The organism is Dorea ammoniilytica (assembly GCF_025567415.1).
Classification (GTDB): Bacteria; Bacillota; Clostridia; order Lachnospirales; family Lachnospiraceae; genus Claveliimonas; species Claveliimonas ammoniilytica.
Genome location: NZ_JAOQJV010000007.1, coordinates 25,833 through 50,783, shown reverse-complemented (window position 1 = coordinate 50,783; position 24,951 = coordinate 25,833). Strand labels below are relative to the sequence as shown.

25 protein-coding genes are annotated in these 24,951 nt (G+C 43.8%); 22 read left to right on the top strand and 3 right to left on the bottom strand.

What is annotated here, in order from left to right:
* Positions 1-26: 26 nt before the first annotated feature.
* The 6 genes from purF (at position 27) to OCV65_RS07170 (ending at position 8,110) form a co-directional block, all read left to right on the top strand.
* Positions 27-1,454 carry an amidophosphoribosyltransferase gene (gene purF, locus OCV65_RS07195; RefSeq protein WP_262581491.1) on the top strand — a complete coding sequence of 476 codons (1,428 nt, stop codon included), beginning with the start codon at positions 27-29 and terminating at the stop codon, positions 1,452-1,454.
* A 15-nt stretch (positions 1,455-1,469) separates the two neighbouring features.
* A complete protein-coding gene (purB, locus tag OCV65_RS07190; protein ID WP_262581490.1) occupies positions 1,470-2,903 on the top strand; it encodes an adenylosuccinate lyase in 1,434 nt (477 codons plus the stop codon).
* 23 nt (positions 2,904-2,926) lie between these two features.
* On the top strand, positions 2,927-3,862 hold the full coding sequence (trxB, locus tag OCV65_RS07185; protein ID WP_262581489.1) for a thioredoxin-disulfide reductase: 936 nt from the start codon (positions 2,927-2,929) through the stop codon (positions 3,860-3,862).
* Between the two features lie 151 nt (positions 3,863-4,013).
* Complete coding sequence (locus OCV65_RS07180; RefSeq protein WP_262581488.1) at positions 4,014-4,721, top strand: hypothetical protein; 708 nt, start codon at positions 4,014-4,016, stop codon at positions 4,719-4,721.
* Between the two features lie 83 nt (positions 4,722-4,804).
* Complete coding sequence (gltX, locus tag OCV65_RS07175; RefSeq protein ID WP_118452024.1) at positions 4,805-6,265, top strand: glutamate--tRNA ligase; 1,461 nt, start codon at positions 4,805-4,807, stop codon at positions 6,263-6,265.
* 3 nt (positions 6,266-6,268) lie between these two features.
* Complete coding sequence (locus OCV65_RS07170; RefSeq protein WP_262581487.1) at positions 6,269-8,110, top strand: ATP-dependent helicase; 1,842 nt, start codon at positions 6,269-6,271, stop codon at positions 8,108-8,110.
* Here OCV65_RS07170 and OCV65_RS07165 read toward each other — a convergent pair.
* Entirely contained in the window at positions 8,093-8,398 is a 306-nt protein-coding gene (locus tag OCV65_RS07165; protein WP_118383480.1) for a DUF1292 domain-containing protein, read from the bottom strand. The genes OCV65_RS07170 and OCV65_RS07165 overlap by 18 nt on opposite strands.
* A 197-nt stretch (positions 8,399-8,595) precedes the next feature.
* On the opposite strand from OCV65_RS07165, the gene OCV65_RS07160 reads away from it, so the two are divergent.
* Genes OCV65_RS07160 through OCV65_RS07145 form a run of 4 tightly spaced genes read left to right on the top strand, consistent with a single transcriptional unit; the run spans position 8,596 to position 12,659 of the window.
* Entirely contained in the window at positions 8,596-9,621 is a 1,026-nt protein-coding gene (locus OCV65_RS07160; RefSeq protein WP_262581486.1) for a sugar ABC transporter substrate-binding protein, read from the top strand.
* Between the two features lie 48 nt (positions 9,622-9,669).
* A complete protein-coding gene (locus OCV65_RS07155; protein WP_262581485.1) occupies positions 9,670-11,340 on the top strand; it encodes an alpha-amylase family glycosyl hydrolase in 1,671 nt (556 codons plus the stop codon).
* 2 nt (positions 11,341-11,342) lie between these two features.
* Positions 11,343-12,044 carry a conjugal transfer protein TraX gene (locus tag OCV65_RS07150; RefSeq protein WP_262581484.1) on the top strand — a complete coding sequence of 234 codons (702 nt, stop codon included), beginning with the start codon at positions 11,343-11,345 and terminating at the stop codon, positions 12,042-12,044.
* A 24-nt stretch (positions 12,045-12,068) separates the two neighbouring features.
* Positions 12,069-12,659 carry a DUF5662 family protein gene (locus tag OCV65_RS07145; protein WP_118452020.1) on the top strand — a complete coding sequence of 197 codons (591 nt, stop codon included), beginning with the start codon at positions 12,069-12,071 and terminating at the stop codon, positions 12,657-12,659.
* Between the two features lie 52 nt (positions 12,660-12,711).
* On the opposite strand, the gene OCV65_RS07140 is transcribed toward OCV65_RS07145, so the two are convergent.
* Positions 12,712-13,191 (bottom strand): S-ribosylhomocysteine lyase, encoded by a 480-nt coding sequence (locus OCV65_RS07140; protein WP_118383485.1) that lies wholly within the window; start codon positions 13,189-13,191, stop codon positions 12,712-12,714.
* 123 nt (positions 13,192-13,314) lie between these two features.
* Between OCV65_RS07140 and OCV65_RS07135 the strand changes: the two genes are divergently transcribed.
* Positions 13,315-13,929, top strand: coding sequence for a histidine phosphatase family protein (locus tag OCV65_RS07135; protein ID WP_262581483.1), 615 nt, complete (start codon positions 13,315-13,317; stop codon positions 13,927-13,929).
* Between the two features lie 2 nt (positions 13,930-13,931).
* Here OCV65_RS07135 and OCV65_RS07130 read toward each other — a convergent pair whose 3' ends face one another.
* Positions 13,932-15,173, bottom strand: a complete 1,242-nt coding sequence (locus OCV65_RS07130) for a nucleotidyltransferase (protein WP_262581482.1) — start codon at positions 15,171-15,173, stop codon at positions 13,932-13,934.
* A gap of 229 nt (positions 15,174-15,402) precedes the next feature.
* On the opposite strand from OCV65_RS07130, the gene mgtE reads away from it, so the two are divergent.
* From mgtE to OCV65_RS07075, 11 genes are all read left to right on the top strand, one after another.
* On the top strand, positions 15,403-16,743 hold the full coding sequence (gene mgtE, locus OCV65_RS07125; protein WP_262581535.1) for a magnesium transporter: 1,341 nt from the start codon (positions 15,403-15,405) through the stop codon (positions 16,741-16,743).
* Between the two features lie 102 nt (positions 16,744-16,845).
* Complete coding sequence (gene pta, locus OCV65_RS07120) at positions 16,846-17,844, top strand: phosphate acetyltransferase (protein ID WP_262581481.1); 999 nt, start codon at positions 16,846-16,848, stop codon at positions 17,842-17,844.
* 32 nt (positions 17,845-17,876) lie between these two features.
* Positions 17,877-19,064, top strand: coding sequence for an acetate/propionate family kinase (locus OCV65_RS07115; RefSeq protein ID WP_118383488.1), 1,188 nt, complete (start codon positions 17,877-17,879; stop codon positions 19,062-19,064).
* A 66-nt stretch (positions 19,065-19,130) separates the two neighbouring features.
* On the top strand, positions 19,131-19,658 hold the full coding sequence (locus OCV65_RS07110) for a YceD family protein (protein WP_262581480.1): 528 nt from the start codon (positions 19,131-19,133) through the stop codon (positions 19,656-19,658).
* 3 nt (positions 19,659-19,661) lie between these two features.
* Positions 19,662-19,841: a 50S ribosomal protein L32 gene (gene rpmF / locus OCV65_RS07105; protein ID WP_118383490.1), complete on the top strand. Its 180-nt coding sequence runs from the start codon at positions 19,662-19,664 to the stop codon at positions 19,839-19,841.
* 145 nt (positions 19,842-19,986) lie between these two features.
* Positions 19,987-20,628: a selenium cofactor biosynthesis protein YqeC gene (yqeC, locus tag OCV65_RS07100; protein WP_262581479.1), complete on the top strand. Its 642-nt coding sequence runs from the start codon at positions 19,987-19,989 to the stop codon at positions 20,626-20,628.
* Positions 20,615-21,481, top strand: coding sequence for a selenium-dependent molybdenum cofactor biosynthesis protein YqeB (gene yqeB / locus OCV65_RS07095; RefSeq protein WP_262581478.1), 867 nt, complete (start codon positions 20,615-20,617; stop codon positions 21,479-21,481). The genes yqeC and yqeB overlap by 14 nt, the downstream gene beginning before the upstream one ends.
* Entirely contained in the window at positions 21,471-22,055 is a 585-nt protein-coding gene (locus OCV65_RS07090) for a nucleotidyltransferase family protein (RefSeq protein ID WP_262581477.1), read from the top strand. Before yqeB ends, OCV65_RS07090 begins: the two co-directional genes overlap by 11 nt.
* Positions 22,056-22,164: 109 nt before the next feature.
* Positions 22,165-23,556, top strand: a complete 1,392-nt coding sequence (locus OCV65_RS07085; RefSeq protein WP_262581476.1) for a uracil-xanthine permease family protein — start codon at positions 22,165-22,167, stop codon at positions 23,554-23,556.
* Positions 23,557-23,694: 138 nt separating this feature from the next.
* Positions 23,695-24,489 carry an FAD binding domain-containing protein gene (locus OCV65_RS07080; RefSeq protein ID WP_262581475.1) on the top strand — a complete coding sequence of 265 codons (795 nt, stop codon included), beginning with the start codon at positions 23,695-23,697 and terminating at the stop codon, positions 24,487-24,489.
* Complete coding sequence (locus OCV65_RS07075; protein WP_262581534.1) at positions 24,489-24,950, top strand: (2Fe-2S)-binding protein; 462 nt, start codon at positions 24,489-24,491, stop codon at positions 24,948-24,950. The genes OCV65_RS07080 and OCV65_RS07075 overlap by 1 nt, the downstream gene beginning before the upstream one ends.
* Position 24,951 lies beyond the last annotated feature (1 nt).

Genomic DNA, 24,951 nt, shown 5'->3' with positions numbered 1-24,951 from the left:
AATATGATATAAGGAGACGAACATTCATGGATAAATTTGAGAAGATTACAACAGGTCTTGGAGAAGAGTGCGGTGTATTTGGAGCCTATGATATGAGTGGAGGCGATGTTGCCCCAACAATATATTATGGGCTTTTTGCGTTGCAGCACAGAGGACAGGAGAGCTGTGGTATCGCGGTAACGGATACAAATGGAGAACGGAAGGTACACTTCAAGAAGGGATTGGGGCTTGTGAATGAAGTGTTCGACAGTGAATCTCTGCATGCGTTAAATGGCAATCTGGGGGTTGGCCATGTGCGGTATTCAACAGCAGGAGCATCGAAGGCAGAGAATGCGATGCCTCTGGTTATCAATTATGTGAAAGGTGTACTGGCAATTGCGCATAATGGTAATCTGACCAATGCGATTGAGCTGCGTCATGAACTGGAGCGCACAGGAGCGATCTTTCAGACGACCATTGATTCAGAAGTAATCGCATACCATATTGCCAGAGAACGTCTGAAAGCAGGAACTGCGGAAGCAGCTGTCCGCAATGCGATGGGGAAGATCAAAGGTGCCTATGCACTGGTGGTTACATCGCCACGTAAGATGATCGGAGCCAGAGATCCATTTGGATTGAAACCGCTCTGCATCGGTAAAAGAGACGATACATATTTTCTTGCATCCGAGAGCTGTGCGATCGCTGCTGTTGGCGGCGAATTTGTGCGGGATGTAGAACCTGGTGAGATTGTTACATTTACGAAGAAGGGTATCCAGTCTGATATGAGTATGGCAATCGATCCGGCTAAGCATGCCAGATGTATATTTGAATATATTTATTTTGCGAGAACAGACAGTACCATTGATCAGGTGAATGTTTATCATTCACGGATCATTGCCGGCAAGGCACTGGCACAGTCCTATCCGGTAGAGGCTGATCTGGTAGTAGGCGTTCCGGACTCCGGTCTGGTGGCAGCCAAGGGATATTCGGAGGCTTCCGGTATTCCGTACGGTATGGCATTTCACAAGAACAGTTACGTAGGACGTACATTTATCAAGCCGACGCAGAATGAACGTGAGTCCAGCGTAAAGATTAAACTGAATGTCATAGAGGAAGTCGTAAAGGATAAAAGGATCGTTATGGTAGACGATTCCATTGTGCGAGGTACGACTTGTGCTAATATTATCCGGATGTTAAAGAAAGCCGGAGCACAGGAGGTACATGTAAGGATAAGCTCACCGCCGTTCCTTTATCCGTGTTATTTCGGAACCGATGTACCGTCCAATGAACAGTTAATAGCTCATTCTCATACAACCGAGCAGATCAGAGAGCTGATCGGCGCAGATTCGCTTGGTTATATGGAAGTAGATAAATTAAAAGAAATGGTGGGAGATCTGGGATATTGTGATGCCTGCTTCACTGGTAATTATCCGATGGAAGTGCCGGATGGGGATATCTCACACGCATTTGATTAACGAGGAGGAAATATGATGAGTAACGACAGATACCGCAGTCCATTATCAGAGCGATATGCAAGCAAGGAGATGCAGTACATTTTTTCACCGGATATGAAGTTCCGTACCTGGAGAAGATTATGGATTGCATTGGCAGAAACCGAGAAAGAATTGGGTCTGGATATTACGGATGAGCAGATTGCAGAGCTGAAGGAGCATGCAGAGGACATCAATTACGAAGTGGCAAAAGAGAGAGAAAAGAAGGTACGTCATGACGTAATGTCACATGTATATGCATATGGGCAGCAGTGCCCGAAGGCAAAGGGAATCATTCACCTGGGAGCAACTTCCTGTTATGTAGGGGATAATACCGATATTATCGTGATGCATGAAGCACTGCAGCTGGTGCGCACCAAGCTGGTGAATGTGATTGCAGAGCTGGCAGATTTTGCGGATAAGTATAAAGACCAGCCAACACTGGCGTTTACTCATTTCCAGCCGGCGCAGCCGACAACAGTTGGTAAGAGAGCAACTCTCTGGATTCAGGAATTCTCTATGGACCTGGAAGATCTGGACTATGTACTGAGCACGCTGAAGCTGCTTGGTTCCAAGGGAACGACAGGTACACAGGCAAGCTTCCTGGAACTTTTTGATGGAGATCAGGAGACAATTGATAAGATCGATCCGATGATCGCTGCGAAGATGGGATTCAAACAGTGCTACCCGGTATCCGGTCAGACCTATTCCCGTAAGGTGGATACTCGTGTACTGAATGTGCTGGCAGGTATTGCGGCAAGTGCCCATAAGTTTTCTAATGATATCCGCCTTCTGCAGCATCTGAAGGAGGTAGAAGAGCCATTTGAAAAGAGCCAGATCGGTTCCTCAGCAATGGCATATAAGAGAAACCCAATGCGTAGCGAGAGAATTGCATCTCTGTCAAGATATGTGATGATTGATGCATTGAATCCGGCGATCACATCTGCTACACAGTGGTTTGAGCGTACACTGGATGACTCTGCAAATAAGAGACTGAGCGTACCGGAAGGGTTCCTTGCGATTGACGGTATTTTGGATCTGTGCCTGAATGTTGTAGACGGACTGGTGGTATATCCAAAGGTTATCGAGAAGCGTCTGATGGCTGAGCTTCCATTCATGGCTACGGAGAATATAATGATGGATGCTGTTAAGGCCGGCGGAGACAGACAGGAGCTGCATGAACGTATCCGTGAGCTGTCTATGGAAGCAGGACGTAATGTCAAGGTAGAAGGAAAGGATAACAATCTTCTGGAACTGATCGCAGCAGATCCTGCATTCAATCTGACACTGGATGAACTGAAGAAGACCATGGATCCGACTAAATACACAGGACGTGCATCTGTTCAGGTAGATCAGTATCTGACCAGGGTGATTCGACCATTATTGGAAGAGAATAAAGGCATTCTTGGTGTAAAAGCAGAGATTAACGTATAAAAATAAAAAAACAGGGACACAGTATGAATATGATATATGATGTAATGATTCTGGGGGCAGGTCCTGCCGGGCTGTCAGCAGCTTTGTATGCCGGCAGAAGCGGGCTGTCAGTACTGTTAATTGAAAAAGGAGCCGATGGCGGGCAGATTGCAGTCACGGATGAGATTGAGAATTATCCTGGACAGATGCCGGAAGGCGAGAGCGGCGCTTCATTGATCAAGCGGATGTCGGCGCAGGCAGAACGTTTTGGCTCAGTGCGGGTGAGAGATCAGATCCAGTCGGTTGATTTTAATGGTGAGGTGAAAAAGCTTCAGGGTGAAAAAGAGATTTATCAGGGACGATATGTGATCATAGCAGCCGGAGCCCATGCACGTCCAATCGGATGTGAAGGTGAGGACAAGTACCGGGGAAGCGGTATTTCATATTGTGCAACCTGCGATGCTAATTTTTTCCGAGATCTTGAAGTATATGTGGCCGGAGGCGGAGATGCTGCGGTGGAAGAAGCAATTTACCTGACGCGATTTGCGAGAAAGGTGACGATCATCCACCGAAGAGATAAACTTCGTGCAGTGAAGGCTATACAGGAGAGAGCATTTTCCAATCCTAAGATAGATTTTCTGTGGGACAGTGTGGTAGAAGAGGTTCATGGAGCAGGAATCCTGCAGGGACTGACTGTTCGCAATGTCAAGACCGGAGAGAAGAAGCAGATTGAAGCTGATCCAAAAGATGGTATGATCGGTCTGTTCGGTTTTGTGGGAAATATTCCGAATTCAGCTCTCTTTCAGGGAATACTTGATATGGATGAGAATGGATATATCCGTGCGGATGAAGAGATGCAGACAAGCGTGACTGGTGTATATGTGGCCGGTGATATTCGTGTAAAGAGTGTGCGGCAGGTGGTTACCGCTGCAGCGGATGGTGCGATTGCAGCTGTACACATATCTGGAAAATGTAATTAAATATTAGATAGTTATAATTTCATGAATGTCGATTATTTGGAGGTGTCATTTTGACACCTCCAAAACTGTTGTCTGGAAGCGGTAACCATAATATAATAAAAACATGGTAGAATATGATTTGACAAAAGACGACACTATAAAAGAAAATATTTTGCAGAAGAAAAGCATCAGAGAGGGAGCCACTGTACTGTTAACTGTAGCACTTCTGATGGGATCTGGAGAAAAGATTCATGCGCTCAGTATGATGGAACATGGTGAATACAGAACCGCAAAAGCGTGGACTGTGCCAACTGCAACCACATATGATCTGCATATGTATGCATGGAACAAGATGAATGTGGATATAGCACGATATTCATGCAGTATACCAGTGGAAGGGATGAAGAATTTTAAGGAGAAGATGGGTACTGCAGCGAAGGAGGTTGCAATGCCGATGCAGAGCAATGTGTCTGAAAGAGCATCGGATGTGACTGCTGTCATAGTACCAGATACGCCGAAAGGTGATGTTACATATGACAGGACAGAGGGATCGAACACAGAAGAACCTGATGAGAATGCAGGTACGGTGACCAGTATCAATGGGTTTCTATGTGATGTTGATGGAAGAATAGTAGGATGTGATGGGATTACAGTTACAGATGGAGTACTGAATATTCCGGCTGACAGCAGATGTACAGCTATTGCAGGTGGGGCATTTACCAGTCTGGGTAGTGAGGTCTTTGAAGTGTATATACCTGTAAATATCGTAGATATCAGCGATTCGGCATTTGATGGTCTCTCTGAACTGTTTTACATTGAGGTACATCCGGATAATCCGGTGTATGGCAGTTCTAATGGTGAATTGTACAGAAAACCTTGAATGAACCGGCTATCTCTGTTACAATGAAAGCTGGTTTACAGATAAGATAATAAAGTAATAATAAAAGAAACGGAGATAGAGAAATGAGTAGAGTGAGAACAAGATTTGCCCCAAGTCCGACAGGAAGAATGCATGTGGGTAATTTGAGAACAGCATTGTATGCATATCTGATCGCTAAGCATGAGGATGGAGATTTTATCCTTCGTATCGAAGATACAGATCAGGAGCGTTTTGTAGAAGGAGCACTTGAGATTATTTATCGTACACTGGCTAAGACAGGTCTGGTTCACGATGAAGGACCGGACAAGGATGGCGGTGTGGGTCCGTACGTCCAGAGTGAGCGTAATAAATCAGGTCTGTACCTCAAATATGCCAAGCAGTTGATCGAGCAGGGAGATGCTTATTACTGCTTCTGTGACAAAGAGAGACTGGAATCGCTGAAGAGTACCGTATCAGAGTCCGGTACAGAGATTGTAGTATATGACAAGCATTGCCTTCACCTTTCTAAGGAAGAGATTGAAGCGAACCTTGCAGCAGGAAAGCCATATGTTATCCGTATTAATATGCCGACAGAAGGCACGACAACCTTCCATGATGAGATTTATGGAGATATTACCGTGCCGAATGCAGAATTGGACGATATGATCCTTATTAAGTCAGATGGATATCCGACTTATAACTTTGCCAATGTTATTGATGACCATCTGATGGGAATTACACATGTAGTAAGAGGTAATGAGTATCTTTCTTCTGCACCGAAGTATAATCGTCTCTATGAAGCGTTTGGATGGGATGTGCCGGTATATGTACACTGTCCGCTGATCACAGATGAGAATCATAAGAAGCTTAGTAAGCGCTGCGGACATTCTTCTTACGAAGATTTGCTGGATCAGGGCTTTGTATCAGAAGCTATTGTGAACTATGTTGCACTGCTTGGATGGTGCCCGACAGATAATCAGGAGATTTTCTCACTGGAAGATCTGGTAAAAGCATTTGATTATCGCCATATGAGCAAGTCCCCGGCAGTATTTGACATTGTGAAGCTGCGTTGGATGAATGGTGAATATCTGAAGGCTATGGATTTTGAAAAATATTTCGACCTGGCTAAGCCATATATCGAAGAGGTGATCACAGGAGATTATGATCTGCGCAAGATTGCTGCTCTGGTGAAGACTCGTATCGAGATTCTGCCGGATATCAAAGATCAGATTGATTTCTTCCAGGCTGTTCCGGAGTATGACACAGCAATGTACTGTCATAAGAAGATGAAGACGAACGAAGAGAATTCTCTGGAACTTCTGAAATCCGTACTTCCGGTATTGGAAGCGCAGGAAGATTTCAGCAACGATGCATTGTTTGAGACGCTGAAAGCATTTGCCGGAGAGATCGAGAAGAAAGTCGGCTATGTAATGTGGCCGATCCGTACTGCTATTTCCGGTAAGCAGAATACACCGGGAGGAGCAACGGAGATTATGGATGTACTTGGCAAAGAGGAGTCCATTGCACGAATCAAGAAAGCTATTGAGAAGTTAGAAACGAGGTAATACATGGGGCCGAATGAGGCACAGGAACGGGCAATAAAGCATGGTGACGGACCATGCATGGTGCTGGCAGGACCTGGATCTGGCAAAACATATACGATTGCCAGACGAACACAGTATTTAATAGAGCATTACAAAGTAAGACCAGAAGAAATTCTGGTCATTACTTTTACCAGGGCAGCTTCCAGAGAGATGAAAGAGCGGTTTCAGGGTTATACCAAAGGGAAGAACTATCCGGTTACGTTTGGAACCTTTCACGGAGTGTATTTTGGTATTCTGAAATGGGCATACCGTCTGACATCAGATAATATCCTGACAGAGGAAGAAAAGTATCAGTTGATCCGCCAGATTCTTGCTATGCCGGAGATCGGATTTGAGCCGGAATTATCCGATGAAAAAGAAGAAATACGAGATTTGATCACAGAGATTGGTAATGTAAAGAACCGCGGGATCAGTATTGAAAAATATGAGTCTATCCGTTACGGCGTAGTATTTACCAGAATTTACAAGACCTATGAGAAACAGAGAAAGCTGATGAGGAAGATTGATTTTGATGATATGCTGCTTCTATGTTATGATCTGTTCCGCAGAAGACCGGATATTCTGGAACAGTGGCAGAAGAGGTTTCGCTATATTTTGATCGATGAGTTTCAAGATGTGAACCGGATTCAGTATGAAGTGGTGCGGATGCTTGCCATGCCGGAGAATAATTTGTTTGTGGTGGGAGATGATGATCAGTCAATTTATCATTTCAGGGGAGCAAGTCCGGAGATCATGCTTGGTTTTGGTGAGGATTATCCGGAGACAGAGACGATATTGCTGGATGTGAATTACAGATCCAGCAGAAATATTGTGAATGGAGCTCTTCGGGTTATTTCCAATAACAGCAGACGCTATAAGAAGAAGCTGGTTACGTCCGGTGATAAGGGTGCCTGTATCCATGTACAGGAAGTAAAGGATGCAAAAGAAGAGAGTAAGTATCTGATCGATAAGATTCGAGAGGCAGAAAAGGAAGGCATTCCGCATTCTGATATGGCGGTTCTTTACCGGACAGCGAATGATGCAAGAGTGATGATGGAGACTTTGCTGGAATATCAGATTCCATTCCAGGCGAAAGAATCCATTCAGAATATTTACGATCATTTTATTGCAAGAAATCTGATAAGCTATGTCAGGTTGGCATTGGGAGAACGTGATCGGAGATTATTTTTGGATGTCATGAATGCTCCGGTTCGATATATCAGCAGAGACAGTCTGGAGAATGCAGTGGTATCATTTGAGGATATCCGTTGCTTTTATATGGATAAGAGTTGGATGTTAGACCGGATCGATCAGTTTGAATGGGATCTCAGTATGATGGAAGGACAGACACCATATGCGGCAATCCAGTACATACGCAAGCATATCGGGTATGATGATTATCTGAAAGAATATGCCAGAGAACGAAGAATCAGTGAAGAAGATCTGTTTACTGTGCTGACAGAGATTCAGGAAAAAGCGAAAGATTATTCAGATATGCAGGAATGGCTGGATTATATTGAACGATATTCGGCCGCACTTCTGGGACAGAAGAGCAGACAGTCCGGAAGAAATGACGGTGTATGGCTGATGACTATGCATGGCGCAAAAGGCTTGGAGTTTGATACCGTATTTATGATCCAGTGTAACGAGGGCGTGATTCCGTATAAGAAAGCAAAGCTAGATGCAGAGCTGGAAGAGGAACGACGTATGTTTTACGTGGCGATGACAAGAGCAAAACGGAAACTTATCATAAGCTATGCAAAAATGAAAAACGGAAAGGATCTGGATCCTTCCCGCTTTGTCGATGAATTACTCCACAGTCGGTAATTCTTCGAATTCCAGGTTATCTAACCATTCGTCAAACCCATCAGATGCAATTTCATATTCTTCATCGCTTTCGATCGTTATGAGCTCCGGCTCTTCTTCGCCATCATGTTCGATGTAGCGATAAAGATATACGATGCCGTCGAACTCATCACCCTGCGGTGCCAGTGCGACATATTCATTGTCACCGGCAGTGAAGAAAGTGATGATATCGCATTCCAGTTCTTCGTCATTATCCAGAGTCAGGGTGACAGTACCAAGATCATCTGGCTGATTGAAAAATTCATCCATACTGAATCTCCTTTTTGTATTATTATGATGATTTAACTTTAACAGAGAGCCTGCAAAAAAGCAAGCTGTGAGCGCTGTAATCTGTTTGCAATCTGTTAGACTGGTAGAAACGATGTTCTACTGGAAATGTAGAAAGAAATGTTGTAAAATAAAAAGGCATGTATATCTAAAGCGTTATACATTAGGAGGAAGAAAGAATGAAAAAAAGAACATGGAGCGTGATTATCGTACTGGCTGCGTGCCTGGTTGTTCTTGCAGCATGCAAAAAGTCAGTAGGTACACCGGAAGATAATGCAACAGCAAATGAGAATACAGAGACAGATGCAGAGGGAGAAGAGGATACATCTGAAGAGGAAGAAGTCAAATATAAGTTTGGCTTCAGTGGCATCGATATGCAGAATCCGTATTTTATCACTTTGGAAAGTGCTGTAAAAGAAGGACTTGGAGATGAAGATTATCGGATGATCACGAAGGATCCGGGAAGTGATCCTGATCTTCAGAACCAGCAGATTCAGGAGATGATTGATGAGGGCATTGATGCTATATTCCTGAGCCCGGTTGACTGGGAAAAAATCAGTACATCACTTCGGGCATTGAAGGATGCCGGTGTGAAGATTATTAATGTAGATACACAGGTAAAGGAAAGTGAATATGTAGATGCTTATGTAGGATCTGATAATCAGGCAGCCGGGTATCTGTGCGGGAAGGATCTGATTGAGAGATGTCCGGATGGAGGTAACGTTCTTATCCTTGAAAGCACGACGATGAATTCTGTCAATGACCGTATTACCGGATTTGAAAAAGCGCTCTCATCAGCAGAAGTAGGCTTTGAGATTGTGGACAGAGCGGATGCAGACGGACAGTTCCAGAAAGCACTTGATGAGACAAAAGAGATGCTGGATGCTCATCCGGAGATTACCGCTATTATGTGTGGTAATGATCAGATTGCAGTAGGTGCGATCACAGCATTGAACCTGGCAGAACGAAAAGATATCATTGTCTATGGAATCGATGGATCGCCGGATATTAAGAAGGAACTGGTGAAAAAAGACAGTGTTGTGGCAGGAACAGTGGCACAGTCTCCGATTCACATGGGTAAGGATGCTGCGAAGATTGCATTGGCAATTCTGAAAGATAATGAGTACGAACCAGAGACTTATGAAGAAGTATATATGATCAACAGTGATAATGTAGAAATGTACGGTGTTGATGGATGGCAGTAACAGCAGAAAGATACACCAGATAATCAGAGAAAACAGGGAGAAAAGATTATGAAGCATGTGCGGGGAGCTGCATTACCTCTTGGAGTGACAATTTCAGAAGAAAAGATTAATTTTTCAGTTGCGGCTGACCCGGACAGTGTCTGCGAACTGTGCTTATATAAAAAAGGATATACCGAGCCATTTTCCGTCTGTGAACTTGAACAGGAACCATTGATTGGTAATGTGCGGTTTGTGGCAGTAGAAGGTCTGGGCGGAGACGTAGAATACCTGTATCGAATAGATGGTGAAGAGTATCTGGATCCTTATGTCAGGGAAGTATCTGTGATGAAAGGCCAGAGACGAGGAGTGGTTGTTCAGGAGTCTTATGATTGGGAAAAGGATGCGCCGCTCATGCTTCCTCAGCATGAGGTGATCGCATATAGTCTGCATGTTAAAGGTTTTACCAGACAAAGTGCATCAGGAGTACGCCATAAGGGAACATTTGCAGGATTGGTTGAAAAAATACCGTATCTGGCAGGACTTGGGATTAATCAGATTCACTGTATGCCGGTGTATGAATTTGATAACGGTGGTAAGAATGGTGTGAACTACTGGGGATATGGTCCTGGGTACTTTTTTGCACCTAAAAGCAGTTATGCGGCAGGAGAGCATCCTGTAACCGAATTAAAAGATATGATCAAAGCCTGCCATAAAGCAGGAATTGAGGTGATTCTCGAAATGCCATTTGACGCATCAGCCGGCAGACAGCTGATGGAAGAGTGCCTGAGATATTATCGCATGGAGTACCATGTGGATGGCTTTATTGTGAATCCGGTATTCTTCTCTGCGGAAGAGATTGCGAAGGATCCAATCCTCAGTCGGACGAAGATTCTGATACATTTGAATGATTATCAGAATATCATGCGTCGTTTCCTGAAAGGAGACGAGGGTATGGTGAATGATGTAATGTATTGGGTCAATCATCATACGGAACACATTTATAACTATATTACTAACCAGAATGGTTTTACATTGAATGATCTGGTGTCTTATGACCGCAAGCATAATGAGGAGAATGGCGAGAATAATCAGGATGGTCCGGAATACAATTACAGCTGGAACTGTGGAGCTGAGGGTCCAAGCAGAAAGAAAGCAGTTATGGGGCTGAGAAAGAAGCAGATGACCAATGCACTCCTGCTGCTGTTCTCGGCACAGGGAACGCCATGTATTCTTGCAGGTGATGAATTTGCAAACAGCCAGAAGGGCAATAATAATGTCTATTGCCAGGATAATGTAACCGGATGGGTGAATTGGAGTCGTGCGAAACAATATGGCTGGCTTACAGAACTTGTAAAAGACCTGATCAGCTTCAGAAAGGCACAGCCGGTACTTACTCAGGCAGAACCATTGATGGGGGCTGATCTGGCAAAATGTGGAATCCCGGACATCTCTTTTCATGGTGAGCATGCATGGAGGATTCCGAATGAAGTGAGCAGCAGGCAGCTTGGAGTATATTATTCCGGACAGGCACAAGGTACGTCAGATTGTTTTGTGATCTATAATATGCACTGGGTAGAGCACGTCTTTGCATTACCGACTTTGACATCAAAAAGGAAATGGTATCTGGCAGCATCGACAAAAGAAGGTGTGCTTAAGGAACCGTTGCTGCTTGATAATCAACATGATATCCAGGTGGAAGATCGTACTGTTATGCTTCTGATAAGCCGACAGGTGGAATGAACATGAAGGTTGCAGAACAAAGAACAACAGAATGGCAAGACATACAGCAAAAAATCGGTCTGAGTTCTTTTGCTTTAAAGATGATTGCAATCCTTACAATGACCATAGATCATATGGGATTTATTCTGTTTCCACAGGCATTTTGGATGCGTGGGATTGGCAGGCTGGCGTTTCCTATTTTCTGTTTTACCCTAACAGAAGGATTCAGTCATACCCATGATCTGAAGCGATATATACAACGGATGCTGGTTGTCGGACTGTTGTCAGAGATTCCCTTTAACCTTGCAGAGTCCGGACAGATTTTTTCAATTGAACATCAGAATGTGTTTTTTACATTGTTGATCGGTCTGATTATGCTGCATTATTGCGTAAAGGCATCGGGGAACGCGATGAAAGCAGAAGTAGTCATTGTAGCGATGTTTGCTGCAGAATTTCTGCATACAGATTACGGAGCATGGGGGGTACTTCTGATCGCGATTTTCTGGTTTACCAGAGAATATAAATGGTATCAGCCAGTTCTTGTCGGCGGATGGAATTTTCTGTTTGGAATTCCAATCCAGTATGCAGGAATATTTGCGATTCTTCCAATTGCATTGTATAATGGGAAAAAGGGACGGAGCACAGGATACTTCTTTTACTTATACTATCCTGTACATCTGTTGATATTATATGGGATATCACAAATGATCGTCATCGGTCGGTAACATATCGAAAAAGAGGGATGTGCTATGAAAGCTATTGAGCATTTGCGTACGATTAATCATCACAAATTACTGGTTATGAAAGGGTGTTTTAAAGTTGGACTGTACCGTCAGGGACTGATGCATGACCTGTCCAAATATACACCTTCGGAATTTTTGGTGGGATGCAAGTATTATCAGGGCAACCGTAGTCCGAATAATGCAGAACGGGAAGCAACCGGAGTATCTTCGGCGTGGCTTCATCATAAGGGACGCAATAAGCATCATTACGAATATTGGATTGATTACAGTCTGAATAAAGAAGAAGGAATTGTGGGTATGCGCATGCCGACACGTTATGTGGTAGAGATGTTTGTAGACCGTGTATCGGCATCTAAGACTTATCAGAAAGATGCTTATGAAGACTGGAATCCGTTAGAATATTATGACCGTGGAGCGGCAAAGCTTGGCAATATGATTCATCCGGAGACGGCGGCATTATTACGGCATCTGTTGGAAATGCTTGCTGAAGAAGGAGAAGATGCGACCTGTGCGTATATACGCAGAACCGTACTTCGCAATGAAAATTCGTTAACAGAGAGAACGATACGGTTATTCCGTAAATTAATAAAGAAATAGAAAAATCATCGGAAGTGTAAAAGGCACATTCCGATGATTTTTTCTATATGATTTATGCAGGATAATTAAGTTGCGCATCAGTAATATGCAGCAGTACCTCGTCCAGATATTTATTTGCAAGGTATTTTGCCATGCCGAGGTTCATATCCAGATAGTTACCGCAGTCCTTTGGAGCGGCACCAGGTACTTCGCCTTCAAAGTCGCGGATGAATGTAAACATCTCAATCATCAAAGGTACGATATCCTTGGATGTATATTCTCCGGCTAACAGCAGATAGAATCCGGTGCGGCATCCCATAGGCCCGAAATACAGAGTCTTGTCTTTGTATTCTTCATGGTTGCGGAGAAATGTAGCAGCAAGATGTTCGATTGTATGCATTTCAGCTGTATTCATAACCGGTTCGTCGTTCGGTGCGGTCATTCTCAGATCAAATGTAGTGACCGGATGTCCTGCTACAGCATCGACTCTGGATACATATACGCCTGGTACCAGACGAATGTGGTCTATTGTAAAGCTTGTGATTTTTTTCATGACGGGTCTACTCCTTTGTGTAAATATTCTTTATTTATTCTAGTTTAAAATGTTCCGGTATGCAAGTAGTGTTTCGACATGCTATAATAAATTCCAATGGAGAAAATACAGGAGGAACAGAAGATGAAGCTTTATCTGATCCGTCATGGAGAGACCGATTATAATAAAATGAAACGCAATCAGGGACAGATCGATATTCCGTTGAATGAATACGGAAGAGAACTGGCGAGAAAGACGAGAGAGGGACTTGCAGAGGTGCCGTTTGATCTGTGTCTGTGCAGTCCGCTGTCCAGAGCCAGAGAGACAGCAGAGATTATCCTGGAAGGAAGAGATATACCGATCATTACTGACGAACGTCTGATAGAAATATCTTTTGGCAGATACGAGGGACGTTGCTGGAATCCGGATACCTGGGATGAGGAGATGCCGAGAGATTTTCAGTGCTTTTTCACAGAGCCTGGCAGATATGAGGCTCCGGATGACGGAGAGACATTAGAACATCTGGAAGAGAGAACAGGAGAGTTTCTTCAGGAAATTTGTCATAAAAAGGAATATCAGAACCATACAATTCTGGTGTCTACACATGGTGGAGCACTTGCATCTATGATCGCAAATATAAAAAAACTCCCCAAAGAAAATTTCTGGGGAGATGGATGCAGTCATAACTGTGGTGTGACAATCCTTGATGTAAGAGACGGAGTGCCGGTTATTCTGGCAGAAGACAGGATTTATTATTAATCTCAGATTTTTATGATCTGTTTGGTCAATTCATTATGAAAGGGTGTTCCATACAGATCAGTGATCACAGACTCATACAGATCGGATGCGTAGATATCAAGTTCCAGCATCTGGTATGCTGTATCTGCAAGCACAGCTCTTGCAGGACTTGTGATCAGTGGAATGTCAGAAGTCCGCTTTAAGATTCCCAAGAGATCTGCGTGATCCCTACGGAATCCCAGAATTCTCGCATAAGGGGCTGGTGCTTTCATGGCGGTTAACCAGTCATTTGTGATTCCGAGTAATACATGTATGAAAGAACGGCTGATCCGGCTTCGGGTCAGCTCTTTTGTTTTTAACAGGTCACAAAACTGCTCGAAGCTGAGATAATCATTACGGAGCCGCAGGATACGGTTGGCAAGTTCCGGACTCATGTCCAGATAATGACTGAGACTGCCCGCCGTTTCGGATAATAGTTTTGCCTTTAAAAGTAATGAAAAATCATCAGCCTTTACCGGATAACGTGTCTGATAGTTTTTCTTCATCAATTCATGACAGGAAGAAGGTACTTGTGTTTGAATATGAGTCAGGGGAAGGCTTTCGGATGAAGAATTCACATCAGCAAGCTGGTAAATATCAGAACGGATGGCAGTGGCAGAGCTGAACTGCCCGTCGATATCCATATCATGATAACCGGCACCAATCCGTTTTATGGTAAATGGTTCCATTTTGCTGTGAAGTTTTGCCAATGCTTTTAAATATTCGATACCCAGGATATTGTTTGGCAAGGCGAGAATCTCAGAATATTTATCAGAATAAATATTAAGTGCCTTCTGTCTTGCCGCCGGGAAGGATGCGCCGTCTTTTAAAGCCTGTCTTAAAGCAGTTTGATACTCTATAGGTTCGTCAGCAAGAATCTGCGCGATTTCTTTTAACAGATGGAGGTCACCGCATTCGCTGCCGAAACAGATGGAATCTATGCATCCCAACCGGTTAAGCAGAGAGATGGAACCCTGTGCAAAATATTCAGCACTCCCGGTAGCAAAACATACCGGAAGTTCTAGGATGAGAGAGGCACCGGATAGAAGCGCACTTTCGGCGCGAAGGTGTTTGGGCATGACGGCAGGAGCACCACGTTGTACGAAGTCGCCGCTCATAACGACAATCACACGGTCGGCACCGGTCAGCATTTTTGCTTTTTCGATATGATAGGCATGTCCGTTGTGAAATGGATTGTATTCTGTGATTAATCCGACGGTTTTCATAAGATTCTCCTCTTGTATAATCGTTTAAAATTGATTATACTATAATGAGTATAAAAGTGCAAATATCGGTAATCGTTGGAAAATTTCAGAACATGATAAAAAAGAGTAACCGTAAAGGAGTGGGAACATGGGAGAGAGACACGATCCGGAGCAGTTAAATGCGGAAGACTGGGGACATGCTGTCGCGACCAGTGAATTTGATCATGACATTCCAGAAGAGAGAGAAGAACTGACGATCGAACGAATTGAAGAAATGATCAATGAGCATCAGTTCAAAGAATTAAAGGAAGAATTAAAGAACAATATGTATCCCGTAGACCTTGCTGAGATTTTGCGGGAAGTAGATGAAAAGTGGCTGGTGCTGATTTTTCGCCTGCTGGAGAAGGAAGAGGCGGCTGAGACATTTTCCTATATGGACAGTGACCAGAGAGAGATACTGATCAATGCTCTGACAGATTCGGAGCTTGAGGAAGTTATGGAAGAGATGTATCTGGACGATACAGTAGATGTGCTGGAAGAGATGCCTGCCAATGTGGTTGACCGACTCCTCATGGCTACGGATGAAGAAAAGCGGAAGCAGATTAATCAGCTTTTGCAGTATCCGGAAGACAGTGCAGGAAGTATCATGAACGTAGACTATATTGCACTATCACAGGATATGACGGTAGAAGATGCGATCCTAAAAATCCGTCAGGTGGGACTGAACCGCGAGACGATCTATACCTGTTATGTAACAGAAAAGAGAAAGTTGATCGGCGTGGTGGATATCAAGGATCTTCTGACTACCGGAGAAGCCAGACTGATCGAGGAAATCATGGACACGAATATGCTGTATGCAAGAACAACAGATGATCAGGAGGATGTGGCAAGAACGATCACTAAGTACGGATTGATCGCATTGCCGATCGTGGATCACGAGATGTGTATGGTTGGTATTGTTACGGTAGATGATGCCATGCTGGTATTGCAGGATGAGGAAACGGAAGATATCAGCAGGATGGCCGGTATTAATCCGGATGATGATTCATATTTTGGGATGACAATTTTTGAGCATGTGAAGAGTCGTATCCCATGGCTGTTGTTTCTGATGCTTTCTGCAACAGTGACGCAAATGATCATGAACAGTTATGAAGCTGCCCTTGCTATGATGCCTCAGATCGCAGGTTTTGTGCCGATGTTAACCGGTACAGGTGGTAACTGTGGTTCTCAGAGTTCGACGCTGGTGATACGTGGTCTGGCAGTGGGAGAGATCGAATTTCGGGATCTGTTTAAAGTAATTTGGAAAGAAGTGCGGGTGGCGGTATGCATCAGTCTGATACTTGCTACGGTCAATGGCATCCGTATCATGATCATGGGACAGGGGGATGCGCTGATGGCACTTACCATCGGACTTACCATGGCATGTACGGTTATCATCGCAAAAGTGGTTGGATGTACGCTGCCGCTGGTAGCAAAAAAAGTAGGACTTGATCCTGCGATCATGGCGACGCCACTGATCTCTACCCTGGTTGATATCAGTACAATCAGTGTATATTTTGCTATTGTCAGCTATGTGTTTGGATTAAATTAAGTACAATTGTTATTAATATAACTTGGAAAGAGACCTTGTGGACAAGGTCTCTTTGCGTTATAATGGAACTATATGAGAAAAATGGAAAGGAGTCTTTAAATCATGGGATTTATTGATGAAATCAAAGCAAAAGCAAAAGCAAATGTACAGACAATCGTTCTTCCGGAAACAGAAGACGCAAGAACCTATGAAGCAGCAGAGAAAGTTCTGAAAGAGGGAACTGCTAAGCTGATCCTGATCGGAAGCGAAGAAGAGATCGCTAAGAATAAAGGTTCATTCGATATTTCCGGAGCAACTATCGTAGATCCGGCAACAAGCGATAAGACAGAGGCATACATTGCTAAGCTGGTAGAACTTCGTGAGAAGAAAGGTATGACTGAGGAAAAAGCAAGAGAACTTCTTCTCAGCAGCTATACATATTATGGCGTTATGATGGTTAAAATGGGCGATGCAGACGGTATGGTATCCGGAGCATGCCACTCTACAGCAGATACACTGAGACCATGTCTGCAGATCCTGAAGACAAAGCCAGATACAAAGTTAGTATCTTCTTTCTTCGTAATGGTAGTGCCGGATTGCGATATGGGAGAGAACGGAACATTTGTATTCTCTGACTGTGGACTGGAGCAGAATCCGGATTCTGAGAAGCTTGCAGCAATCGCTCTTTCAGCAGCAGAGTCATTCAAGCTTCTGGTTGGTGACGAGCCGAGAGTAGCACTGCTTTCGCATTCGTCAAAGGGAAGTGCTAAGCATGCTGATGTAGATAAAGTAGTAGAGGCTGTTAAGATCGCTCAGGCAAATGCACCGGAAGGTGTTATGGTTGATGGAGAACTGCAGCTTGATGCAGCAATCGTTCCATCTGTAGGAGCTTCAAAGGCACCAGGAAGCCCGGTAGCTGGTAAGGCTAATGTACTTGTATTCCCAGACCTGGATGCAGGTAATATCGGATATAAGCTGGTTCAGAGACTTGCTAAGGCAGAAGCATACGGACCGATGACACAGGGAATCGCAGCACCGGTTAATGACCTTTCAAGAGGATGCAGTGCTGAGGATATCGAAGGTGTAATTGCTATCACAGCAGTACAGTGCCAGAATCAGTAAGAAAGTGTAAGGATAAGAGGAGAAAAAGTAGAATGAAAGTATTAGTTATCAACTGTGGAAGTTCATCTTTAAAATATCAGCTGATCGATATGGAGAACGAAAGCGTTCTTGCGAAAGGTATCTGTGAGAGAATCGGAGCAGAAGGTTCTGTCCTGACCCACAAGCCTGCAGGAAAAGACAAATTTGTGACAGAGCAGCCAATGCCGGATCACAGCGTAGCTGTCAAACTGGTAATCGATGCACTGCAGGATCCGGAGCATGGTGTGATCGAGAGCGCAGATGAGATCACAGCAATCGGACATCGTGTACTGCATGCAGGTACTGTATATAGTGATGCTACACTGGTTACAGAGGATGTGAAGAAAGTCGTACGTGACTGCTTCGACCTTGGACCACTCCATAACCCGGCTAACCTGATCGGTATTGAGGCTTGTGAGAAGGCTATGCCTGGCAAGCCGAACGTAGCAGTATTCGATACAGCATTTGGTATGAATATGCCACAGAAAGCTGCTATGTATGCAATCCCATATGAGTATTATGAGAAATACAGCATCAGAAGATATGGTTTCCACGGAACAAGTCATATGTTTGTGTCTGGTGAGACTGTTAAACTGCTTGGCAAGGACGATGCTAAGGTTATTGTATGCCATATTGGTAATGGAGCAAGTATTTCAGCATCCATCGGTGGTAAATGTGTAGATACAAGTATGGGACTGACACCTTTGGAAGGCTTGATCATGGGAACACGAAGCGGAGATGTAGATCCGGCTGTTCTTCAGTTTATCTGCAACCATGAGCACATCAGCGTAGATGAAATGCTGAATATTCTGAATAAGAAGTCAGGACTGCTCGGATTGAGTGGAGTATCTTCGGATTTGCGTGATGTAGTTAAAGCTGCTGGTGAGGAGAATGAAAGAGCTAAGCTTGCACTTGAAGCATATGTATATCGTATTGTTAAATATATCGGTGCTTACGCAGCTGCAATGAACGGTGTTGACGCGATCGTATTTACAGCAGGCGTTGGTGAGAATTCTGTACCGATCAGAGAGAATGTTTGTAAATCACTTGGATATCTTGGTGTTGAACTTGATAAAAAGAAAAATGAGAATGTATCAGGTGATACTGCAATAATTTCTTCTGATGATTCAAAAGTTAAGGTTATTGTACTTCCGACCAACGAAGAGCTTGCAATTGCCCGCGAAACAGTTAAATTAGTATAAAATTTTCTGTTGACAAAATTTATTTGCATGATATAATAGTCTAGTGTGTGAATAGGAGAAGATACTATGATATTAAACCTATCCGACGTTCTGTCTGAACAACATAAAGCAATCAGAGAGTACGTTCCGATTGAGATGACTTCATTTAAGTCGGAGATGGGGACGTATAACATTACAGACACGACACCGCTTGAGTTATCTGTAGAGTATGCAGGTGAGCGTAAGCTGTGGATACGAGGCAAAGGCGAGATTACCGCAGTTGCTCCGTGTGACAGATGTCTGGATGATGTGGAAGTAAAGGTTGAGCTTGAATTTGAGCATAAGATTACGACCGACACTGAGGCAGAAGATCAGTCAGAAGAATTAGACGAGAATAACTATATTGACGGATACAGCTTAGATGTGGAACAATTGGTCTACAATGAGTTATTGACAGGGTGGCCGACAAAGATTCTGTGCAGCGATGACTGTAAAGGCATCTGCAATGTATGTGGTCAAAATCTTAATCGAGGCACTTGCAATTGCGAGGATACAAGCCTTGATCCGAGAATGTCAGTTATCCGCGACGTATTTAAGAATTTTAAGGAGGTGTAACCTATGTCAATTTGTCCAAAGAATAAATCTTCAAAGGCAAGAAGAGATAAGAGAAGAGCAAACTGGAAAATGAGCGCACCGAATCTTGTTAAGTGCAGCAAGTGCGGCGAGTTAATGATGCCTCACAGAGTTTGCAAGAACTGTGGCTCTTACAACAAAAAAGAAATCATTGCAATGGATTAATTTGCAGAGAAGTTAAGGAGTTGAGCATTATGCTTGACTCCTTTTTATATAATATGATGTTGGGGTCAAAAGCCCCAACTATGATGCCTGCGGATGTGGATTTAGACCTTTTGACCCTGGCATCATAGTATATAGGAATAAGATTATGCATAAGGAAATAATATCCATCATCGGTGCCGGAGGCAAGACGACGCTGATTCACCGATTGGCTGATGAATACAGAAAACAGAATAATAAAGTACTGATCTGTACAACAACCCACATGTTCCGGGAGCCGGAGACGGATATATCCTGTAATGCAGAGCAGATTATCGCAAAAATGGAACAACAGGGAAGCTGTATGGCTGGGAAGCTGGACGAGGAGAACTCGGATAAGATTACCAGTCTCTCGGAAGATGTGCTGAGACGTGCGATGAATCATGCAGATGTTACACTGATAGAAGCAGATGGTTCGAAACATCTGCCGGTAAAATATCCCGGAGCTCATGAGCCGGTGATATATCCATACTCTACAAAGATTATTCTTGTAATGGGACTGTGGACACTAGGAGAGCCAATAAAAAAGACAGTATTTCGTTATGAAGAACTGATAAAAAGATTTGGATGGCGGGAAGAGGATGTCTTGACATTTGAAATGTTGAATGTGATAATCCGAGATGGATACATGAAGAAACTTCTGACAGAAGAGAATTCTATAGAAATGCAGATATTATTTACAGAGAAAGTAAATGGAGAATTACATTATATCGGATATGAAGAAGCAGGGGAAAAGTATGGATTACAATAGAATTGTCGTGTGCAGAGGCGGAGGAGATCTCGCAACAGGGATCATTCATCGTCTGGTGAAGGCAGGACTCCAGGTAGTGTGTCTGGAATCGGAGCGGCCAAGTTCCATTCGTAGACAGGTGTGTTTCAGCGAAGCAGTCTATGATGGTGAGACGTCTGTGGATGGCATGAAGGCTGTTCGCGTGAAGAATATGGAGGATATTCTCACTGCGTGGCAGAAAAGAGAAGTTCCGGTTCTTATAGATCCGAAGGGAGAATGGATTAAAGAATTGAAGCCGGTTGCAGTTGTAGATGCGATTATTGCTAAGAAGAATCTGGGAACATATAAAGATATGGCTCCGCTTACGATTGGGGTGGGACCTGGATTTATTGCAGGTGCAGATGTAGATGTAGTCATTGAATCTATGCGCGGACACAATCTCGGACGTGTGATTACGAAAGGGGCAGCGATTGCTAATACTGGGATTCCGGGAAAGGTCGGCGGCTATGATAAAGAACGGGTGATCCATGCATCCGGTGCAGGATATATGAAGAATATCAGTAAGATTGGTGACCAAGTTGAAAAGGGGCAGATTATAGCCGAGATTTATGAAGATTTGTCAATGACAGGTGAAAGAGTTCCGGTTAAGGCTACCCTGAATGGTATCCTGCGTGGATTGATCCGCACCGGTTATCATGTATCAAAGGGATTTAAGATCGCAGACATCGATCCACGTAAAGAAGAACTGGAGAATTGCTTTACGATCTCTGATAAGGCCAGATGTATTGCCGGAAGTGTACTGGAAGTGATCTGCGGTAAGCTTATGGAAGAAAACAGTTCCTTATTTTTTGGGAGGAATCCCGATGAAGCATAGGAAAGTACACATGATCTATATGGCTGCAGGCAACAGCAGACGTTTTCAGGGGAATAAGCTTTTATATACTATAAGTGGAAAGGCGTTGTATCGTTATGGACTGGAGACATTAATAGAAGTACAGAAAAACTATCCGGATACAACACTTACTGTAGTTGTGCAGGAATGGGCAATTTATGACAGTCTGTGGAAAGAAAATATTCATGTTGTATATAATCCGGACAGTAAAAATGGAGCCTCCTATACCATTAAAGCAGGTATCCTGGCATTGGAAGATGTGCGACCTGAGGATTTTGTAATGTTTGTAGTGGCAGATCAGCCAGGGCTTACTGCGGATACAGTAAAAAAGCTGATAAATGCAGGATGTGATACGGGAGAGTGCGCGTCAGTAAAGTGTGAAAACCGTATGGGTAATCCGGTAATGTTTTCGGCAACACTGCTTCCAGAGTTGATGGAACTGCGAGGAGACGAGGGCGGAAGGAAAGTTCTGCGAAGACATAAATGTGTCTATGTGGAAGCTGGTAATGAACGGGAGTTAGAGGATATTGATTATAGAGAGGATTTGAAGTTCTAAGTATTAATAAGCGCATCTTATTAATACTTAGAACTTTTACTAAATTTACTAAAATTTTATAATTTGATATAATAACTCAAGATTTATCACACGAAGGAGAAAGAGTAATATGAGTAAAAAATTCGAATTGGCTCCGGAGGCATTTCGGTTTGAGGGCAAGATGTCCCTGAAAGAAGCAATACCTCTGGGAATGCAGCATGTACTGGCAATGTTTGTCGGCAACCTGACTCCGCTCCTGATCATTACAGGCGCCTGTGGCTTATCCGGCGGTGAGTTTGCAGACTTACAGGTATCATTGCTTCAGAATGCGATGCTGATCGCAGGTATCGTTACTCTGATTCAGTTGTTTAGTATAGGACCGATCGGCGGAAAAGTACCGATCATTATGGGTACATCTTCCGGATTCATCGGTGTGTTTAATGCAGTAGCTTCCAGCATGGGAGGCGGTGTGATCGCTTATGGCGCGATCATGGGTGCGTCGATTCTGGGTGGTCTGTTTGAGACTGTTCTTGGATTTTTCCTGAAACCATTAAGAAGATTTTTCCCATCTGTTGTAACAGGTACAGTTGTACTTTCTATCGGACTGAGTCTGATCGGTGTAGGTGTGAATTCTTTTGGTGGCGGTAGTACTGCGAATGACTTTGGGTCTGCTGAGAACTTATTCCTGGCAATTCTGGTACTGGTAGTCATTCTGATCTTTAAACATACGGGAAAAGGGCTGCTCAGTTCTTCTTCCATCCTGATCGGTATCATCGTGGGATATGTAGCGGCATTTATCATGGGATTTGTCCTTCCGACGACAGGTGTGACAGCAGATGGCGTCGAATTTACTAAGGCATGGGTACTGAACTGGGATAAAGTAGCATCTGCCAACTGGTTTGAGATTCCAAAGCTGATGCCGGTGAAGCCAGTATTTGACATGCGCGCTATCGCTCCGGTTATGATCATGTTTATTGTAACAGCAGTAGAAACTGTCGGAGATATTTCCGGTGTAATCATGGGTGGTATGGACCGTGAGGCAACAGAAGAAGAGCTGTCCGGAGGTGTTATGTGTGACGGACTTGGCTCCACAATTGCTGCATTGTTCGGTGTACTTCCGAATACTTCGTTCAGCCAGAATGTAGGACTGGTATCTATGACTAAGGTTGTGAACCGCTTTGCATTATCTACAGGAGCAGTATTTCTGATTCTGTGCGGATTGATTCCGAAGCTTGGTGCGATTGTGTCTATTATGCCACAGGCTGTACTTGGCGGCGCAGCAGTTATGATGTTCTCATCTATTGTCATCAGTGGTATTCAGTTGATTACGAAAGAACCACTGACTGGAAGAAACTTAAGTATTGTATCCGTTGCGCTTGGTGTGGGATATGGTATCGGAAGTAACTCAGCGATTCTTGCAAATGCGCCACAGATGATTTCGTTGATCTTTGGCGGATCTGGTATCGTTCCGGCGGCGGTTGTGGCAATTGTATTGAATATCCTGCTGCCGAAGGATAAATAAATATTGGAAATAGATAGGAAGTAGAAGTGTCCCGGACAGGAATTTTGACTGTCCGGGATTTTTTTCTGGTCAATAAGAGTTTCAGTTGCTATAATAAATTAAGTTATTATGCTTGGATAAAAATAAGGAGGAATCACCGTGATAAATATTCAGAAATACGTACGGGCACAAAGCCTTGAAGAAGCATATACATTAAATCAGAAAAAGAAGAATCGAATCCTGGCAGGTATGCTCTGGACGCGAATGGAGTCTGGAAATGTGCCGGTTGCTATTGATCTGTGCGATCTGGGACTTGACAAGATAGAAGAAAATGAAGAGGAATTCTCCATCGGCGCAATGGTAACACTGCGACAGCTTCAGAAGCATGATAGTTTTGAAAATTATTGTGATGGCATTGTTGCAAAAGCGGTCAAAGATATTATCGGGGTACAATTCCGCAATCTTGCTACTGTAGGAGGAAGTATCTGGGGACGATTCGGGTTCTCTGATGTACTGACTGCATTTATGGCATTGGATACCTATGTAGAATTATATAAGGGCGGTGTGATTCCGCTGGAGCAATTTGCCAGGATGCAGTATGACAGAGATCTGCTGGTACGGGTCATCGTTAAAAAGAAACCAGGAGTATTCAGTTATCAGGCAATGCGTGCGCAGAAGACAGATTTCCCGATTCTTACCTGTGGAGTATCACGTATGGATGGAGTTTGTAAGGCAGTAATCGGAGCAAGACCTGGTAAGGCAGTATGTATTCATGATGACAGACATCTGTTGGACGGTGAAGTGACAGAAAAAAAAGCAGAAGCATTTGCAGAATACGTAGCAGAACAGGTGACGACAGGAAGTAACATGAGAGGGAGTGCCGAATACCGGACGCATCTCGTGAAAATACTGACCGGGCGTGGTGTTGTGGAACTTGGAGGTGTGAAAGCATGATGGATATTACGATTATATTGAATGGAAAGAAAGTACAGGATCAGATCGAGCCGGATATGGCACTGTTAGATTTTGTGAGAGAACATGGCTGCTACAGTGTAAAGCGGGGATGTGAATCTTCCAACTGCGGCCTGTGTACGGTATTAATGGATGAAGTTCCGGTACTTTCCTGTTCCGTACTTGCGGCAAGAGCAGACGGACATCGTGTGGACACACTGGAGGGGCTGCAGGAAGAAGCGGAAGAATTTGTAGGATTTATTGCAGATCAGGGTGCGGATCAGTGTGGATTCTGTAATCCGGGATTCGTGATGAATACGATCGCGCTGCTGCGTGAGAATCCGGATCCGACGGATGATGAGATCCGCGCATTTCTGGCAGGTAATCTGTGCCGCTGTTCCGGATATGAAGGACAGCTCAGAGGAATCAGAAGTTTCTTGAACAGCCGTAAGGAGGAAAAATAGG

Bases quoted from the DNA above. Each gene is read 5' to 3' on its own strand.
- OCV65_RS07110 (WP_262581480.1), top strand. From the start codon at position 19,131: ATGATATTAAACCTATCCGACGTTCTGTCTGAACAACATAAAGCAATC.
- pta (WP_262581481.1), top strand. From the start codon at position 16,846: ATGGGATTTATTGATGAAATCAAAGCAAAAGCAAAAGCAAATGTACAG.
- OCV65_RS07145 (WP_118452020.1), top strand. From the start codon at position 12,069: ATGAAAGCTATTGAGCATTTGCGTACGATTAATCATCACAAATTACTG.
- purB (WP_262581490.1), top strand. From the start codon at position 1,470: ATGAGTAACGACAGATACCGCAGTCCATTATCAGAGCGATATGCAAGC.
- OCV65_RS07130 (WP_262581482.1), bottom strand. From the start codon at position 15,173: ATGAAAACCGTCGGATTAATCACAGAATACAATCCATTTCACAACGGA.
- OCV65_RS07090 (WP_262581477.1), top strand. From the start codon at position 21,471: ATGAAGCATAGGAAAGTACACATGATCTATATGGCTGCAGGCAACAGC.
- yqeC (WP_262581479.1), top strand. From the start codon at position 19,987: ATGCATAAGGAAATAATATCCATCATCGGTGCCGGAGGCAAGACGACG.
- OCV65_RS07160 (WP_262581486.1), top strand. From the start codon at position 8,596: ATGAAAAAAAGAACATGGAGCGTGATTATCGTACTGGCTGCGTGCCTG.
- yqeB (WP_262581478.1), top strand. From the start codon at position 20,615: ATGGATTACAATAGAATTGTCGTGTGCAGAGGCGGAGGAGATCTCGCA.
- trxB (WP_262581489.1), top strand. From the start codon at position 2,927: ATGAATATGATATATGATGTAATGATTCTGGGGGCAGGTCCTGCCGGG.
- OCV65_RS07150 (WP_262581484.1), top strand. From the start codon at position 11,343: ATGAAGGTTGCAGAACAAAGAACAACAGAATGGCAAGACATACAGCAA.
- OCV65_RS07085 (WP_262581476.1), top strand. From the start codon at position 22,165: ATGAGTAAAAAATTCGAATTGGCTCCGGAGGCATTTCGGTTTGAGGGC.
- rpmF (WP_118383490.1), top strand. From the start codon at position 19,662: ATGTCAATTTGTCCAAAGAATAAATCTTCAAAGGCAAGAAGAGATAAG.
- OCV65_RS07135 (WP_262581483.1), top strand. From the start codon at position 13,315: ATGAAGCTTTATCTGATCCGTCATGGAGAGACCGATTATAATAAAATG.
- OCV65_RS07155 (WP_262581485.1), top strand. From the start codon at position 9,670: ATGAAGCATGTGCGGGGAGCTGCATTACCTCTTGGAGTGACAATTTCA.
- purF (WP_262581491.1), top strand. From the start codon at position 27: ATGGATAAATTTGAGAAGATTACAACAGGTCTTGGAGAAGAGTGCGGT.
- gltX (WP_118452024.1), top strand. From the start codon at position 4,805: ATGAGTAGAGTGAGAACAAGATTTGCCCCAAGTCCGACAGGAAGAATG.
- OCV65_RS07115 (WP_118383488.1), top strand. From the start codon at position 17,877: ATGAAAGTATTAGTTATCAACTGTGGAAGTTCATCTTTAAAATATCAG.
- OCV65_RS07140 (WP_118383485.1), bottom strand. From the start codon at position 13,191: ATGAAAAAAATCACAAGCTTTACAATAGACCACATTCGTCTGGTACCA.
- OCV65_RS07075 (WP_262581534.1), top strand. From the start codon at position 24,489: ATGGATATTACGATTATATTGAATGGAAAGAAAGTACAGGATCAGATC.
- OCV65_RS07170 (WP_262581487.1), top strand. From the start codon at position 6,269: ATGGGGCCGAATGAGGCACAGGAACGGGCAATAAAGCATGGTGACGGA.
- OCV65_RS07165 (WP_118383480.1), bottom strand. From the start codon at position 8,398: ATGGATGAATTTTTCAATCAGCCAGATGATCTTGGTACTGTCACCCTG.